General features: G+C 42.0%; 13 protein-coding genes. 8 read left to right on the top strand and 5 right to left on the bottom strand.

Annotated elements, in window-relative coordinates:
• Positions 1 to 28 precede the first annotated feature (28 nt).
• The 3 genes from POV27_RS00085 to hemB are packed head-to-tail and all read left to right on the top strand — an operon-like array spanning position 29 to position 3,540.
• Complete coding sequence (locus tag POV27_RS00085; protein WP_272860681.1) at positions 29 to 1,321, top strand: AAA family ATPase; 1,293 nt, start codon at positions 29 to 31, stop codon at positions 1,319 to 1,321.
• Between the two features lies 1 nt (position 1,322).
• The gene (locus tag POV27_RS00080) at positions 1,323 to 2,537 is read left to right on the top strand and encodes a tetratricopeptide repeat protein (protein ID WP_272860680.1); all 1,215 of its coding nucleotides are present in this window, start codon (positions 1,323 to 1,325) and stop codon (positions 2,535 to 2,537) included.
• A 10-nt stretch (positions 2,538 to 2,547) separates the two neighbouring features.
• A complete protein-coding gene (gene hemB, locus POV27_RS00075; RefSeq protein WP_272860679.1) occupies positions 2,548 to 3,540 on the top strand; it encodes a porphobilinogen synthase in 993 nt (330 codons plus the stop codon).
• Here the strand turns inward: hemB and POV27_RS00070 are convergent.
• Both POV27_RS00070 and POV27_RS00065 read right to left on the bottom strand, forming a co-directional pair.
• Positions 3,527 to 4,750, bottom strand: coding sequence for a hypothetical protein (locus POV27_RS00070; RefSeq protein ID WP_272860678.1), 1,224 nt, complete (start codon positions 4,748 to 4,750; stop codon positions 3,527 to 3,529). The genes hemB and POV27_RS00070 overlap by 14 nt on opposite strands.
• Before the next feature lie 12 nt (positions 4,751 to 4,762).
• A complete protein-coding gene (locus tag POV27_RS00065; RefSeq protein WP_272860677.1) occupies positions 4,763 to 5,191 on the bottom strand; it encodes a hypothetical protein in 429 nt (142 codons plus the stop codon).
• 127 nt (positions 5,192 to 5,318) lie between these two features.
• On the opposite strand from POV27_RS00065, the gene POV27_RS00060 reads away from it, so the two are divergent.
• Positions 5,319 to 5,873, top strand: coding sequence for a DinB family protein (locus POV27_RS00060; RefSeq protein ID WP_419179929.1), 555 nt, complete (start codon positions 5,319 to 5,321; stop codon positions 5,871 to 5,873).
• Positions 5,874 to 5,915: 42 nt separating this feature from the next.
• The gene (locus tag POV27_RS00055) at positions 5,916 to 7,022 is read left to right on the top strand and encodes a CNNM domain-containing protein (RefSeq protein WP_272860675.1); all 1,107 of its coding nucleotides are present in this window, start codon (positions 5,916 to 5,918) and stop codon (positions 7,020 to 7,022) included.
• On the opposite strand, the gene POV27_RS00050 is transcribed toward POV27_RS00055, so the two are convergent.
• The gene (locus POV27_RS00050; RefSeq protein WP_272860674.1) at positions 7,019 to 9,235 is read right to left on the bottom strand and encodes a tetratricopeptide repeat-containing hybrid sensor histidine kinase/response regulator; all 2,217 of its coding nucleotides are present in this window, start codon (positions 9,233 to 9,235) and stop codon (positions 7,019 to 7,021) included. The two genes, POV27_RS00055 and POV27_RS00050, sit on opposite strands and share 4 nt — an antisense overlap.
• Before the next feature lie 120 nt (positions 9,236 to 9,355).
• Here POV27_RS00050 and POV27_RS00045 point away from each other — a divergent pair, with 120 nt between their 5' ends.
• Genes POV27_RS00045 through POV27_RS00035 form a run of 3 tightly spaced genes read left to right on the top strand, consistent with a single transcriptional unit; the run spans position 9,356 to position 11,746 of the window.
• Complete coding sequence (locus tag POV27_RS00045) at positions 9,356 to 9,829, top strand: methylated-DNA--[protein]-cysteine S-methyltransferase (RefSeq protein WP_272860673.1); 474 nt, start codon at positions 9,356 to 9,358, stop codon at positions 9,827 to 9,829.
• Between the two features lie 9 nt (positions 9,830 to 9,838).
• Positions 9,839 to 10,984 carry a serine hydrolase domain-containing protein gene (locus tag POV27_RS00040; protein WP_272860672.1) on the top strand — a complete coding sequence of 382 codons (1,146 nt, stop codon included), beginning with the start codon at positions 9,839 to 9,841 and terminating at the stop codon, positions 10,982 to 10,984.
• Positions 10,985 to 11,032: 48 nt separating this feature from the next.
• Positions 11,033 to 11,746 (top strand): 3'-5' exonuclease, encoded by a 714-nt coding sequence (locus POV27_RS00035; protein WP_272860671.1) that lies wholly within the window; start codon positions 11,033 to 11,035, stop codon positions 11,744 to 11,746.
• 78 nt (positions 11,747 to 11,824) lie between these two features.
• On the opposite strand, the gene POV27_RS00030 is transcribed toward POV27_RS00035, so the two are convergent.
• Both POV27_RS00030 and POV27_RS00025 read right to left on the bottom strand, forming a co-directional pair.
• Positions 11,825 to 14,332, bottom strand: a complete 2,508-nt coding sequence (locus POV27_RS00030; protein ID WP_272860670.1) for a M43 family zinc metalloprotease — start codon at positions 14,330 to 14,332, stop codon at positions 11,825 to 11,827.
• Positions 14,333 to 14,536: 204 nt separating this feature from the next.
• A partial coding sequence (locus tag POV27_RS00025) for a T9SS type A sorting domain-containing protein (RefSeq protein WP_272860669.1) occupies positions 14,537 to 14,896 on the bottom strand: 360 nt, incomplete at its 5' end.

The raw sequence follows: 14,896 nt of genomic DNA, 5'->3' as shown, positions 1-14,896 counted from the left end.
TATTTTTGAACTTTAAGAACACGAAACAATGTTAGAAAGTTTATTGGAAGCCCTTAAATTCTCCCCAAATAACATTCCACTCAAATTGCAAGTGGCCAAACTGTATATGGATCAGGGGGATTTTGAGAATGCCGAAAAACATTTGGTAGAGGTGATCGATTTGGATCCCAAAAACGAAACCGCCAAATACGAATTGGCCCAATGCTTCTACCGGCAGGATAAAATTCCGGCAGCTACCGTGCTTTTGGAAGAGATCATTACATCCAATGCTCCCATAGAGCAATTGGAGCTGCTCTGCTACTGTCAGTTAAATCAGAAAGACTTTAACGACGCTACAGAAACCTATCAAAAGATCTTAGAAAAGGACCCTTCCTATTCCAACGAAGACTTCGATCGATATCTGCGTGTAAGCGGTACTGCCGAAAAAGACGTAACCGACGAAGATGCTCTAGGATTCATGAAGAAATCCGAATCTTCTTTTCAGGAAGTAGGCGGTATGGATCATGTAAAAAAGGAAATCTCCTTAAAGATCATTCAACCACTGCAACACCCTGAACTGTATAAAGCCTACGGCAAGAAAATCGGGGGAGGCGTTCTGCTTTATGGCCCTCCAGGCTGTGGAAAAACCCATTTGGCCAGAGCAACCGCAGGAGAAATCAATGCCAATTTCATTAACGTTGGCATTAACGAAATCTTGGATATGTGGATTGGTAGTTCAGAACGAAATCTCCACGAGATTTTCGAACTAGCCAGAAAAAACACCCCTTGTGTTTTGTTCATTGATGAGATTGATGCCTTAGGTGCCAACCGGAACGACATGAACAAGACGGCTGGAAGGACTGTTATTAATCAATTCCTCGCCGAATTGGATGGAATAGAATCCGATAACGACGGTATTTTGGTACTTGGCGCTACCAACGCACCCTGGTATTTGGATCCTGCCTTTCGTAGACCGGGTAGGTTCGATCGCGTGATTTTCGTTTCCCCTCCGGACGAAGAAGCCCGCGAAGCTATCTTTAAAATTCATCTGAAAAACAAACCCATTGAAGGGGTCGATTATATGGCATTGGCCAAAGCATCCAAGGAGTTTTCAGGCGCCGATATTATGGCTACCATAGACCAGACCATCGAAATGAAATTGGAAGCCTCCTTCGCAGATGGCATCCCAAAACCCATCGTTACCAAGGATGTCTTAAAAGCACTTAAGAAGATGAAGCCAACCACCAAGGAATGGTTTCGCTCTGCGAAAAATTATGCGCTTTATGCAAACGACGCGGGTCTTTACGATGAAATTTTGGACTACCTAAACATCAAAAAATAGTATGAGTCAAGTAGAGTTGCAACGGGGGATACAACTGTTCGAATTGGGTCGTTATGAAGAGGCCATTCCGTATTTTACGAAAGACCTGAATTCTTGGAATAGTAAATTCTATTTGGCACATTGTTATTTTCTAACTTCCAATAACAAAAAAGCCAAAAGCCTAGTAGACGAGCTACTAGCCGAGACCCCGGATCATCCAGACATTTTCTTTCTTCGATCGAAGATTGCCCATAACGAAGATCGTTATAAAGATGCCCTAGCCGATATAGATGAAGCTATTAACTTTCATCCCTACGCTGCAGACTATTTTGGTATGAAAGCCTCCATCCTCCTTCAAATGAAAAAGTATGAGGAAGGACTTCTTTTTGCGAATGAAGGGTTGAATATAGAACCTACGAATCGTTTTTGTCTTAATGTTAGGGCCCAATTGCTCACCAAGCTGGAAAAAATTCCCGAGGCCAACCAAACGATCGAAGACATCTTACTGGAAAACCCCCAAGATGTCTATTCGCATGCCAATGTGGGATGGGTAGAATTGGAAAAAAACAACATTGATAAGGCTCTTAACCATTTCAAGGAAGCCCTTAGTATTGATCCCAACTTCGAGTATGCCAGAGAAGGAATGAGTACCGCCCTAAAGGCCAAAAATTTCATATACAGGCAATATTTAAAATACGCTTTTTGGATTAGTAAAAAGTCCAGTGGAAATCAGTGGGCCTTTATTATTGGACTCTATCTGGTCTACCGGTTCTCCTATAAATTCTTGAGCGATGCCGGCCTATCCTATCTTGCCATTCCCTTGGTCATAGCATATTTGCTTTTTGCTTTGGGAAGTTGGATGATGGAACCGCTATCCAATTGTATTTTAAGTTTCAATACCTACGGAAAATACCTGCTCAACAAAGATGAAAAACTAAGTGGTTATACATTTGGTGCATTGGTCGCTCTAGGCCTTGTTTCCATAGCGCTTTTCTATGGTCTTCAGATCGATTATTTTCTATCGCTTTCGGTAGCCTGTTTTTCAGCTTTAATACCCTTACCAAGAGCATTTATTCAATATTCCAAAGGAGGAAGGGACCTTGGCTTCATTACCGGTATTTTAATATTGGGTGTTGGAGCAATGGGATTTTTAGTCATGGAAAGCGCCTATACCGTTAGTCTGGTCGCCTTTATTATTATGGTCATTTACACTTGGGTTTCCAACCTATTTAAATAAAACATTTTCTATGTACCCTATACGCAGAAACCGCCGATTACGAACTTCCGAAGCCATTCGTAGCCTCGTACGCGAAACCATTATATCGCCCAATGACTTTTTGGTACCTCTTTTTGTTGTGGAAGGCACTGGGGTGAAAGAAGAAATCGCGTCCATGCCTAATTACTATCGATATAGTCTGGACTTGCTAGAGCAAGAAGTAAAAGAGCTTTGGTCATTGGGATTAAAAAGCGTGTTGCTTTTTGTGAAGGTTCCAGACGCTTTGAAAGATAACAAAGGAACCGAAGCTTTAAACTCTGAAGGATTAATGCAACGTGCCATTAAAACGGTCAAAAATGCTTGTCCGGGCATGTTGGTCATGACCGACGTAGCACTGGATCCCTATTCCAGTTTTGGGCACGACGGCATTGTGCAGAATGGAAAAATCGTAAATGACGATACCGCCGAAGTACTGGCCGAAATGTCTCTTTCACATGCCCAAGCCGGTGCCGATTTTGTCGCTCCCAGCGACATGATGGATGGTCGTATCCTTACCATTCGAGAAGCCTTGGAAGATGAAGGGTTTACCAACACAGGTATTATGAGCTATAGTGCCAAATATGCTTCTGCTTTCTATGGTCCTTTTCGGGATGCCTTGGACAGTGCTCCTGTAGATATGGTAGATGTCCCCAAAGACAAAAAAACCTATCAGATGGATCCTGCCAACCGCGATGAGGCCATTCGGGAAACGGAAATGGATATAGACGAAGGTGCTGATATCGTGATGGTAAAACCTGGTATTGCTTATTTAGACATTGTACGGGAAATTAGAAATGCAGTAGAAGTTCCAGTAGCTGTATACCAAGTAAGTGGTGAATACGCCATGATAAAGGCCGCCGCCGAAAAAGGCTGGTTAGATCACGATGCTGTGATGCTCGAGCAAATTACCGCCATTAAAAGAGCGGGAGCCCATATCATTGCAAGTTATTTTGCCAAAGACGTAGTGCGTCTTATTGCTGGTTAAAGGATTTTTCTCCCGAGTTTAATCCCCAATTAATTCCCAAAATGGAAACGAGATTGTCGTCTTCCGGGAAATCCTTTCCGAAACCTCCTACTAGGGAAAAATTCGTATTGATCTGATAGGTGATATTTCCTACAGATCGGAACTGATCGTCATCTCCGGAACGTTCTAGGTATTCGTAAGAAAAGGTGAATTTATCAAACTCCAATTCCACCTTTGCTCCATAGTCCCAAAAGCTTGTGCTAGTATATTGCCCATTGGCATCCAATTGAAATCCATCGTCTATGTATTTGCCAATGGCCAAAATATGAAGGTATCGATCCTTGGCCATTCCCAGAGCGACATCGGCAGTGAGCCAAGTTCCGAATCGATTGGCTGTTGAAGTGTTGAACTCATTATCCTTAAATAACACACTATATCCAATAGCCCCATCCAACCGGAAGTTAGGCCGTACATTTTTCGGATTGTTTACGAAGCTCTCTACCAGCTCACAACGTTCCTTAAAGTATCTCGTTACGACCTCTTCCGCAGTTATGGACTGTAATCCCATTTGCTGCAAAAGCTCCTTAGTGTCGTCCCTTTCCAAAAAATCGGATGCACTCTGAAGAAATTGGTTCTTCAATTCCTGATCGGTATTTATTTCCTCGCAAGTTCCCGATCCCGGTTTATTGTTGTCTTCGGTGTAAAAGAACTCAAAAGCTTCATTTAGCCTATCCGTAACACCCACTTCCACCTTACTAATCGCATCATTTACTTTTTTCACCCTGTCTTTGCTATACAACTTTACAATGGTGGTCCTAGCACCGATTCCCGCTACATTCTTAGCAGTATCAATGCTCGTAAAGGTTTTATTTAGGTATCCGAGGGAGACAGACCAATCGGTTTTTAATCCTATAAAGGGATCGATGACATCTTCTCCTTGGGCATTCTTTTTAATTCCGCGGAACTTTCGGTAGGATCGCTTTCCCTCAAAATCAATATACCAATAAGGGTTTAGCTCCACCGCAATATTGGTGTTTTCGAACCCATTGGATAAGTAAAGCGCCAGACTTTTAATATTATCTGGAGTATAGATCTGTGTAGGGCTTTCATCCAACAGCGTAAATGCTGGATTACTTACACTTTCGAAGTTAAAATCGTTTATGGAGGCATTTTCCTGTGCCCATAACGTGCTTGCTCCAAAAAGCAACAGGAGTATCAATGACTTTTTCATGAGAGGTTGGTTTTAGGTTAGTGTTATCGCTACCTTCTTGGTAATACTGAAGGTTTCATCGGTATCGCTACCATCATCATATTCCGAACTGTCCGTGCTGAATCGCGATTCAAAGTCGGCCGGATTACTTCCTCCGTTGAAGGTGTAATCCACTTCAGAATTCTGAACGACAGCGTCCTTGCTTGGCATTTGGCTTGAATCTACGATCAGGTTCGTTTTTATCTTCACTACAGGGCGATCGGTGAGCATACTCTTGTCGATCTGCGCTTCGTATTCCCCTTCAGAAATTTTCGTAACGGAGATTTTTCGCCACTGCTTGGGCGTATCTTCATGATACACAGTTACCCTAACCTCGTTAGGTCCATCCAATTGCGCGTCACTCGACGGGGAAATGTTTACGGTTAAAGGAGTCGAATCCTCGGGTGTTTGGTAATTTTCCATTTTAAAAATTGTTTAGTTAGACGTGACTGGGGAGCACGCAATTATATTGGGGAAGTTTATTTTTCGTTTCCCTAGATAGGGGATCCAAATTCTTACAGTAAATTTATAACCAATCTATTAAATAACCATGTTCATTAAACGCTATTTTTCGATTGCTATGATAAATTCCCGAAAAACCCTTCTTCTTCTTGGTACATTATTCTTCTCTACCCTTTTATTTTCACAAAAAACAACCCCGAAAGAAGCCTTCTTGGAAAAATGGGAAAACTCCAAGAATTACCTCATCGCTATTGCCGAAGCTATGCCCGAGGAAGCCTATGATTTTAAGCCTACCGAACGGCAAATGAGTTTCAAAGAGCAACTCATGCATATAAAAGGGAATATGGATTGGCTCAGCAATACGTATTTCACCGACACGAAATACAAAAGGGATAAAAAAGACCCCCCGGGCACCAAAGCAGAAATGGTGGCTTTAATGAAAGAAGCTTTCAACAATAGCTTGGCCATCATCAAGGACACTCCAGATGCGACACTTACCGAAACAGTAGACTTCTTTGCCGGACCCAAAAGCAAATTGCAAATACTCAATTTACTTCAGGACCACGTAACACATCATCGGGGACAGCTGGTTGTGTATCTTAATTTGAAAGAAATTGACCTTCCTCGGTATTCAGGTTGGTAATAGGTCTTAACAAAGTAGTATCTTTACCGAAAATTCTACGGAATGACACTTTTAATCGTTTACGCGATACTTTCCATCTTTTTTTCCTTTTTATGTTCCATCCTGGAAGCAGCACTCCTTAGCTTTACGCCTACCTATATAAAAATGAAGGCGGCCGAAGGCAAAGGCTATGCCCACACGCTTGCCAAGCTTAAAAAGGACATCGATAAACCTCTCATCGCCATACTAACGGTAAACACCATTGCACATACAGTGGGTGCTATACTCGTAGGGGTACAGGCCGAAAAATTGCCTTACAAAGTAGAAATCTTAGGGGTAAACATCGTTGGGATTGTTTCGGCGATTATGACATTACTAATTTTGGTCGTTTCGGAGATCATTCCCAAAACCATTGGTGCTACCTATTGGAAAAGCTTGGGGCGTTTTACGGCAATTGCCCTAAACTTTATCATCATTCCTTTAAAATACACTGGAATCCTTTGGATCCTTACCTTGACCACCAAACTTATTGGTAAGTCCGCCCATGTAAATACTATGAGCCGGGAGGAATTCATGGCCATAACCGATGCTGCTGAAAAGGAGGGGGTTTTCGCAGAAAACGAAAGTGCTGTTATCAAAAATTTATTAGTCTTCAAATCCGTTCATGCCAAAGACGTAATGACGCCATTCCCTGTAGTGGTTTTGGAAGATGAAACTAAGTCCCTACAGGAGTTCTACGATGAACACAAAAACTTACGCTTTTCTAGAATCCCAATATACAGAGACAAGACCCATAATATCACTGGTTTTGTGATGAAAGACGACATTCTGGAGGAAATGGTTGAGGACCACGAAAACAAACCCCTCAGTGAACTGAGACGGGACATCTTCGTCGTAGATGCACAAAAGCCCATCCCAGAATTGTTCGAAACTTTTATCAACGAGCGTGGGCATATTGCCCTAGTAGTCGATGAGTTCGGCAATACCATCGGTATCGTAACCATGGAAGATATAATTGAAACCTTGTTGGGATTGGAAATCATGGACGAAAGTGATGCCATTGCCGATATGCAGGCGGCAGCACGAAAAAATTGGGAAAGAAGGGCGCAACGCATGGGTATTGAACTTACCGATACCACTCCTAATGAGCCAGAAAACGATCCTTCCTAAGTCTGAATCGTATTTACATTCCTAAGAATGGTCGTGAGGAATTGAGACACGTCGTACGGCTTTAGAATAATGTCGTTCATTCCTGCATCCATCACTTCCTTTCGTATCTCCGCAATCTCAACGGCTGTTAAAGCAACAATAGGAGTTGCCGTATCGAGCTTCCGAATGATTTTAGTGGCCTCTATACCATTCATATTGGGCATATGGATATCCATCAAAATAAGGTCGTATTCGTTCTTCTCAGCCAAACTAATGGCTTCTAAACCATCGTTAGCCAAACTGCATTGAAAATGGCGTGTCTCTAGAATTTTCTGGGTAATCTTTTGGTTGATTCGGTTATCGTCCACTACCAGAACATGGATGTTATCCAAAGCAGAAGACGTTTGCATTAAGCCTTCGGGAGTTAAATCACTAAGTCCTTTCTCGTCTTCGGCGAGGTATTCCTCCAAATCAATTTCAAAAGAGAAACTGGCGCCTTTTCCTACTTCGCTTATCAGTTGAATATCACTACCAAAAAGTGACAATAGTTTTTTCACAATGGGAAGCCCCAATCCAGTTCCTTGATAATTGTAGTTGTTCTGCTCGATCTGCGAGAATTCTTCAAAAATGGTATCCTGTTTATCCTTCGGAATGCCAATCCCGTCATCCTTTACCGTGAACAAGGTTTTATGATACCCGGTCTGGGTCACCTCCAATAGATTAATGGATACCCAAATGTTGCCATTTTCATTGAACTTAACCGCATTCCCTACCAAGTTCATAAGGACTTGCGACAATCGAACCGAATCCCCTAACACCTGGGGCGGCAAGCTATCATCGATGTGCAAATGGATTTTATTATTGTTCTGCTCCAAGCTAAAGGCAAAGGACTTGGCAATGTTCTTCAACAAAGAACTGAGCATGAAAGGTGTTTTTTCAATTCGGATGCCATCCGCATCCATCTTATTAAGGGTCAGTACGTCATTAATGAGGGCCAGAAGATAATCGGCCGAAAATTTCAATGAAGTCAAATCATCCTTGTGTGAGGAGAGGTTTTTGTCTTCCATTAGTATCGAAGATAAGCCTATCACCCCGTATAATGGGGTTCGAAGTTCGTGACTTACGGTAGAAAAGAATTGGGTTTTCAGTTTGGAAAGCTTCTCTGCTTGATTTTTCGCCATGGTAAGCTGACGATTGTTCTCCCTGAGTTTTGAAATGAGCTTCTTTCTCGTTTTCAATAGGCGATAAAAGCTAATGAGTCCAATCAACAAAATAATGGAGGCTCCAATAAAGACCATTTGGATCAATCGTGACTTGGCTACCAATTTATCCTTGTACTCTTGCTCTTTTTTGGCTACTTCCAGATCCTTCTGGTATTGTTCCACTTCAAATTTTGCACTTGCCTCGTAGATACTCAACTCCTTGCCCAACTCATATCTTTCCTTATCAATTTCAAGCTGTTTCTGAAGGCTTACTGCGGCTTTTTCATGTTGCTCCAAACGTCTGTACAACATCGCCAGATACTCATGCGATTGTGAAGCCTGCTCTAGATAATTCTTTTCTTCGGCTGTATTGGCGGCATTTTCAAGAATCTCAATAGAATTCTCATCGTTTCCTGCATAGTAGTGGTATCGGCCAAATAAAATCTCTAGATTTAAAACCAATAAGGGATGTTGCTCCTTTATTTGTATTAATTCCTGGGCTTTTTCCAAATAGGGATATGCCCTTTCGTGTTGCTCCACATCCAAGTAGGTCCATCCAATATTGACGTACTGCACCAAACTTTCCAACTCATCCAATCCCGCATTTTTATTCACGGCTATCGCCAACTCGTAGTATTCTATACTCTTTTTGTATAGGGAATCGTCCTCCGAGTAAACATTGCTCAAGTTGTTATAGGCCCATGAAATTAAACTATCAATTTGGGTCGCTTTTGCTTGTTCTAATGCCTTTTCGAAATAAAACCGTGCCTTCGCCGTATCGCGAACGGCATAATGCACTTGGCCAAGTTCATCATAACCTCTAAAAACATAATAGTCTTCCTTCGCCCTCGTCGCTTCTTCTATAAGTGCCGCACTCGACTCTATAGCCTGTTTGTAATTATAATCATAGTAATAATCCTTAATCTGCTCCACCAAAGATTGAAGACTATCCTTGGAAACCACTTGTTGGGCCTGTAGGGTATACACGCCTAAAAAAACAAAAACGATGAACAGTTTATACGAAGATCGCATAAGTATGGCTTTTGGGACTTGGCACGTAAATCTAAGTATAAACCATCTGATTACAAAGCAATTACACTAATTATATTGTCTCATTATCTGAAAATACGTAAAAACACGTACCTTAGAAAAGTGGAAACAGCATATCTGAATACACCTATAGGGGTTTTGGAAATTAAGGGCAATAATGAAGGCCTTCATTCGGTTATTTTTAAAGAAAATAATGCCCCGATTTCCGAAAGCATTCCGGAGGTTTTACTTCCGGCTGTTACGCAACTAAAGGAGTATTTCAATAGAATGCGTACTGATTTCGATCTAAAATTGAGTCCCGAGGGGACTACGTTTCAGAAAAGGGTTTGGGAGAAGTTGCTCGAAATTCCCTTTGGAAGAACCACAAGCTACCAAAAAATGGCAAATAACCTAGGCGATCCGAAGGTGATTCGTGCCGCAGCCTCGGCCAATGGGAAAAATCCCATTTCTATCATCATCCCCTGCCATCGCGTCATTGGATCCGATGGCTCCTTAACTGGTTATGCGGGTGGATTGCATCGAAAAAAATGGCTTTTGGAACACGAAAGCCCGGTAAAACAAGGTGAATTATTTTAATACCTCAATATGAAGCGAATAAAAGGATTTTTTAAGTGGTTGTTCATTATCATTATCGCCTTAGTGCTCTTGGCTTATGCCACCGACCATGAATATATATTGAAAGGAGTTCGTGTCGTTTACATGACTGGACATACCACCGCTTATATCGATGATTATCCACATTTCGAAAATATGAAGGTGGCTACCGGAAATACCCCACAACCTTGGCCTGTGCACAAGGACTACAATAAGGCCAAGTCTACTCCAACATTAGATGAAATAAATAATAGATTGGGTACCGTAGCCTATATGATCATAAAGAATGACAGTATTTGGTATGAGAATTATGCCGAAGGATATGGAACCGAGTCACAGACCAATTCTTTCTCTATGGCCAAAAGCATCACTTCGGCACTTTTGGGTAAGGCCATACAGGATGGTTACATAGAATCCCTAGATCAACCCCTAGGAGATTTCTTTGAGCAATATAAAGATGAAAAAACAACGGTAGGAGACCTGTCTTCCATGGCCTCAGGATTGGATTGGGTGGAGCATTATACAAGCCCTTTCAGTATTACAGCGAGGGCCTATTACGATGATGACTTAGGAAGCACCATTTTAGGACAGAAAGTGGTTGAAGAACCCGGAAGAGCATTTAAGTACCTTAGTGGTAACACGCAACTTTTGGGAATGGTTATAGAAAAAGCCACAGGCAAGAAGATTGCCGATTACCTTTCGGAGAGCTTTTGGAAGCCTATGGGGTTTGAGCAAGAAGCGTTGTGGCAGGTGGATGATAGTGAGAATCAATTAGCCAAGACATTTTGTTGTATCGCCAGTAATGCTAAGGATTTCGCCCGCTTTGGAAAGCTTTACAAAAACCATGGAAAATGGAATGGAAAACAATTGCTGGATTCCACTTTCGTCGCCAAATCGACCCATCAACGTTTTGAAAACGATCCCGAATACGGATATGGCTTTTGGTTGAGCGATCATCTAAATAAGCACATCTTTGTTATGCGCGGTATTTTGGGACAATACGTAATCACTGTTCCCGAGGACAATGTAATAATAGTTCGGTTAGGTCACTCCCGCGGGGGTTGGGACGACAGAGGATTCAGTACGGATTTTTATGTCTTTATTGAAGAGGCCTACGCAATGTTAGAAGGAGATTGAATTTTTTCGTAGTTTTATTCTACTCCCTTTTATTAAATCATTTTATGTATGGTGAAGCGCATTCATCTAGAGCATATCCTGTTTCTGGATATAGAAACAGTTCCCCAACACGAAAGGTACAGTGAGCTCGATGAGACCACTCAAGAACTATGGGAGAAAAAGACCGAATACCAACGAAAGGAGTCCTTTACAGGCGAAGAATTCTACGATAGGGCTGGCATTTGGGCCGAATTCGGAAAAATCATTTGTATTAGCTGTGGGTATTTCAAACTGAATGGTGACGTCCGAAATTTTCGGGTGACTAGCTTTCACGGAGAGGAAAGGCAGATTCTTCTGGATTTCAAAACGCTTTTAGAATCCTATTTCAACAAACCGCATCATTTACTTTGCGCCCATAACGGGAAGGAATTCGACTTTCCCTACATCGCTAGGCGGATGATCATTCACGGGATCGATATTCCCTTCAAATTAAACCTCTTTGGTAAAAAACCATGGGAAGTGCCTCATCTAGATACGTTGGAATTGTGGAAATTTGGAGATTATAAGACCTTTACCTCCTTAAAACTCATGGCTCATGTATTGGGAATTCCATCGCCCAAGGATGATATCGATGGGAGTCAGGTACGGGATGTGTTTTATGAAGAAAAAGATATAGACCGTATTATTACCTATTGCGAAAAAGACACCATTACCGTAGCGCAAATCTTGTTACGCCTCCGTAACGAGGATCTTTTGGATGAAAGCGAAGTGCTTTCCGTATAATTTCCAATCATCAGAAAACAAAAGACCCCACTCCAATAAATTGAAGTGGGGTCATAACTAAACTTAAAAATTAATCTGTTACTCTTTAATAAAGCGTTTCACATAGGTTTCACCTGCGTGGTCCACAATAATGAAATAGATTCCAGCATTAAGGCTTCCAACATCGATAGAAGACGCCAATTTATTGCTCATTAGTGTCTGTCCTAGCGTATTGGTGATTCTATAGGTGGCATTTGTAGCACCTACCAATTCAACAGAAAGTTCGCTTCCTCTAACTGGGTTAGGATATACTACTAATTCCTGTGGAGTGCTTAACTCGTTACCCGCTCTACTGCCTCCAGTACTGGTTACCGAAATATTATCGATCGCGATATCGGCTTTCCAAGTTCCGCCAGTTACACGGTTAAATCGAAGTCGTACTCCTCCGCCAACATAGCTTGAAAGATCAATACTTGCAGACAACCAACTGTTTCCTTTGTTCCCGGATTCGTTCCAAATACTAGTCCAAGAATTTCCATCATCCGTACTTATCTCTAAGTCTATGGTTCCCATATTCGACGAACCATACATATGATAGTTGAAGTCGAAAGAAGCAGAGGACATTCCCGTTAAATCCAAACAAGGTGAGTTAATAATCGCTTGTTTGTTAGGATATCCTGTTCCATTTCCAGAGGCTTCAACATAAATGTACCATGTAGATCCTGATCCTGAAGATGGCCCCGTTCCACTTGATGGTGTTCCATTGCGATCACGCGTCCAGTTAAGATCATCTCCTGAATCTTGTGTCCAAAGACCAATTGAAGTTTCATATCCTTCGCTGTACGGTAAATTCTCTCCATTAGCACATCCAACAGGACAAGGAGCACAACTACTTCCTCCACAATCTACACCTGTTTCATCTCCGTTTTGGATACCGTCGTCGCAGGTTGGTGCAGGAACGAACGTAATTACATTTAGCTTGTCAATAGCCATATCTCCCTGCCAAGTAGTTCCTGTAACTCCGTTAAAACGTAGCTTTAACGTACTACCATTGTAGGCAGAAAGGTCTACGTTAGCATCTAACCAAGCGTTTCCTTGATTTCCAGATCGACTCCAAATAGTAGTCCAGTTAATATCATCTATACTCGCTTCTAACGCAAGACTTCCCATGGCCGAAGACCCATACATGTGGTATTTAAAGGAAATACTAGGCGTAGTCGCACCACTCAAGTCCAAACAAGGAGCATTTAGAATAGCTCTCTTATTGGAATAGTTAGGTGATGAAGATTCCATATATACGTAGTAGCTTCCATCATTGGCTCCAGAAGGACCTGTATTGCTCGATGGCGTAGATCCAGACCTCACAGTCCAATTAAAGTCGTCTCCAGTGTCCTGGGTCCAAGCTCCCAATGTGTTTTCAAAACTTTCGTCGTATGGGAAACTGCTAATAGTAGAGCTACAAGCGATCTGACATGGATCACAATCCGGTCCACCACAGTCCACACCTGTTTCATTACCGTTTTGGATACCATCGGTACAGGTTGGCTCTGGACAAGGCGCACAATCTGGTCCTCCACAATCTACACCTGTCTCGTTTCCATTCTGGATACCGTCTGTACATGTTGGTGTTGGCGGTGGCCCACACTTAGAAGAAGCTCCTAAAGAAGCTCTCACCCCACCTGGAAGTAAGGTAACTCGCATACGGTCTACCTGACCCTGAGAGAAAAGATTCATACAAGAATCATCACTATAATCCATGTAGTTCTGCACCATATCGGTCGTACTACAAGAAACGTGAGACGGATTACACCCATAGTTAGGCCCATCGGAAGTAGGCGTGTCGCTTACAAAATCGTCCACAGAGCATCCTCCGTCACCCCAGATATGTCTAAGGTTTAGGAAGTGTCCTACTTCGTGGGTAGTGGTTCTTCCTAAATCGAAAGGAGCGCTTACCTGTCCTATTCTACCAAAGTAGTTGTATCCCATTACTACCCCATCGGTAGAGGCATCTCCACCTGGGAATTGGGCAAACCCTAAAAGTACATCCCCATTACTACGCAAAAGACGTGGTACGGTCCACATGTTTAAGTATTCGCTCGTGTCCCAAGGATCAATTCCTCCTTGGGCAGATTTCTTCATGTCATTGGTGTGCTGATACCAGTCTTGCTCTGAAGTAGATTTTCTAGTAATTCCAGTAGTGGTATTCCCGTTCGGGTCTACCGTGGCCAAACAGAACTCTATTTGAGAATCTGCGGCCTGCGACCAAGTATTGTCGGCATCACTGTTGGTTCTTCTGAAATCTTCATTCAATACATCGATCTGCGATTGAATCTGAGCATCGCTAATGTTGGTTGTTGAATTGTTGTAAAGCACGTGTACTACAACGGGAATGGTAATAATGTCACCATTAATTTCCCTATTGTTGCTAAGTTCCTGAATTTTTTCTTGGGTGTAATTTTCGATTTGTTGCATTCGCAATTCCAATTGCGGATCTTCCTGAAGTCTTCTATCTAAATCGTCCATGACAGCACAATTACGTTGCTGCGCGAATGTTGCCATAGAAACCATAAGAAAACCGAACAATAGGAATAGTGTAATTTTTTTCATTTCGGCTTGGTTTTTTGTGAATTAGTGATTTGGTTTTAACTAGTTGGTAGCGAAGTAAATATATTCCTACAAACGTTCAAATATTTTTCGATCAAAAGCGAATATTATTGTTTAACAGTAGTTTTACTGTGTTTTTGCTCAGATTTTCACAAGAAAAAGCCCATCTCCTCTCGGAAATGGGCCTTCAATTGATCAAACTAAACTTTATTCTACAATGAATCTTTTTATGAGATTCTCTCCTTCATCATTAATTTGTAGTAGATACATCCCACTTTGTAAATGAGAAACATCTATAGTCTCTTCAATAGTTCCTTTCGCAACTACCTGACCAATAATATTGTAAATAGAATATTCGGTGGCGTCACTTCCCGTCACTAGGATATTTATATATCCATTAATCACGGGATTGGGCGATAAGAACAATTCGGTGGCACTATAAACCTTTCCTGAAGAGGAACCTCCCGGTGTTTGAAAGGGCGTTGGGATCACCACGATGTAATCCTCCACCTCTCCATAGGTGAAACTCTCACAGGCCGTCGGAAGGGCGTTGTACTTCATCGATAC

The sequence above is a fragment of the Aureisphaera galaxeae genome (assembly GCF_028561275.1).
GTDB classification, from domain to species: domain Bacteria; phylum Bacteroidota; class Bacteroidia; order Flavobacteriales; family Flavobacteriaceae; genus Aureisphaera; species Aureisphaera galaxeae.
Note: the sequence above shows the minus strand (reverse complement) of the source record. Positions and strands in the feature narration are given on the sequence as shown.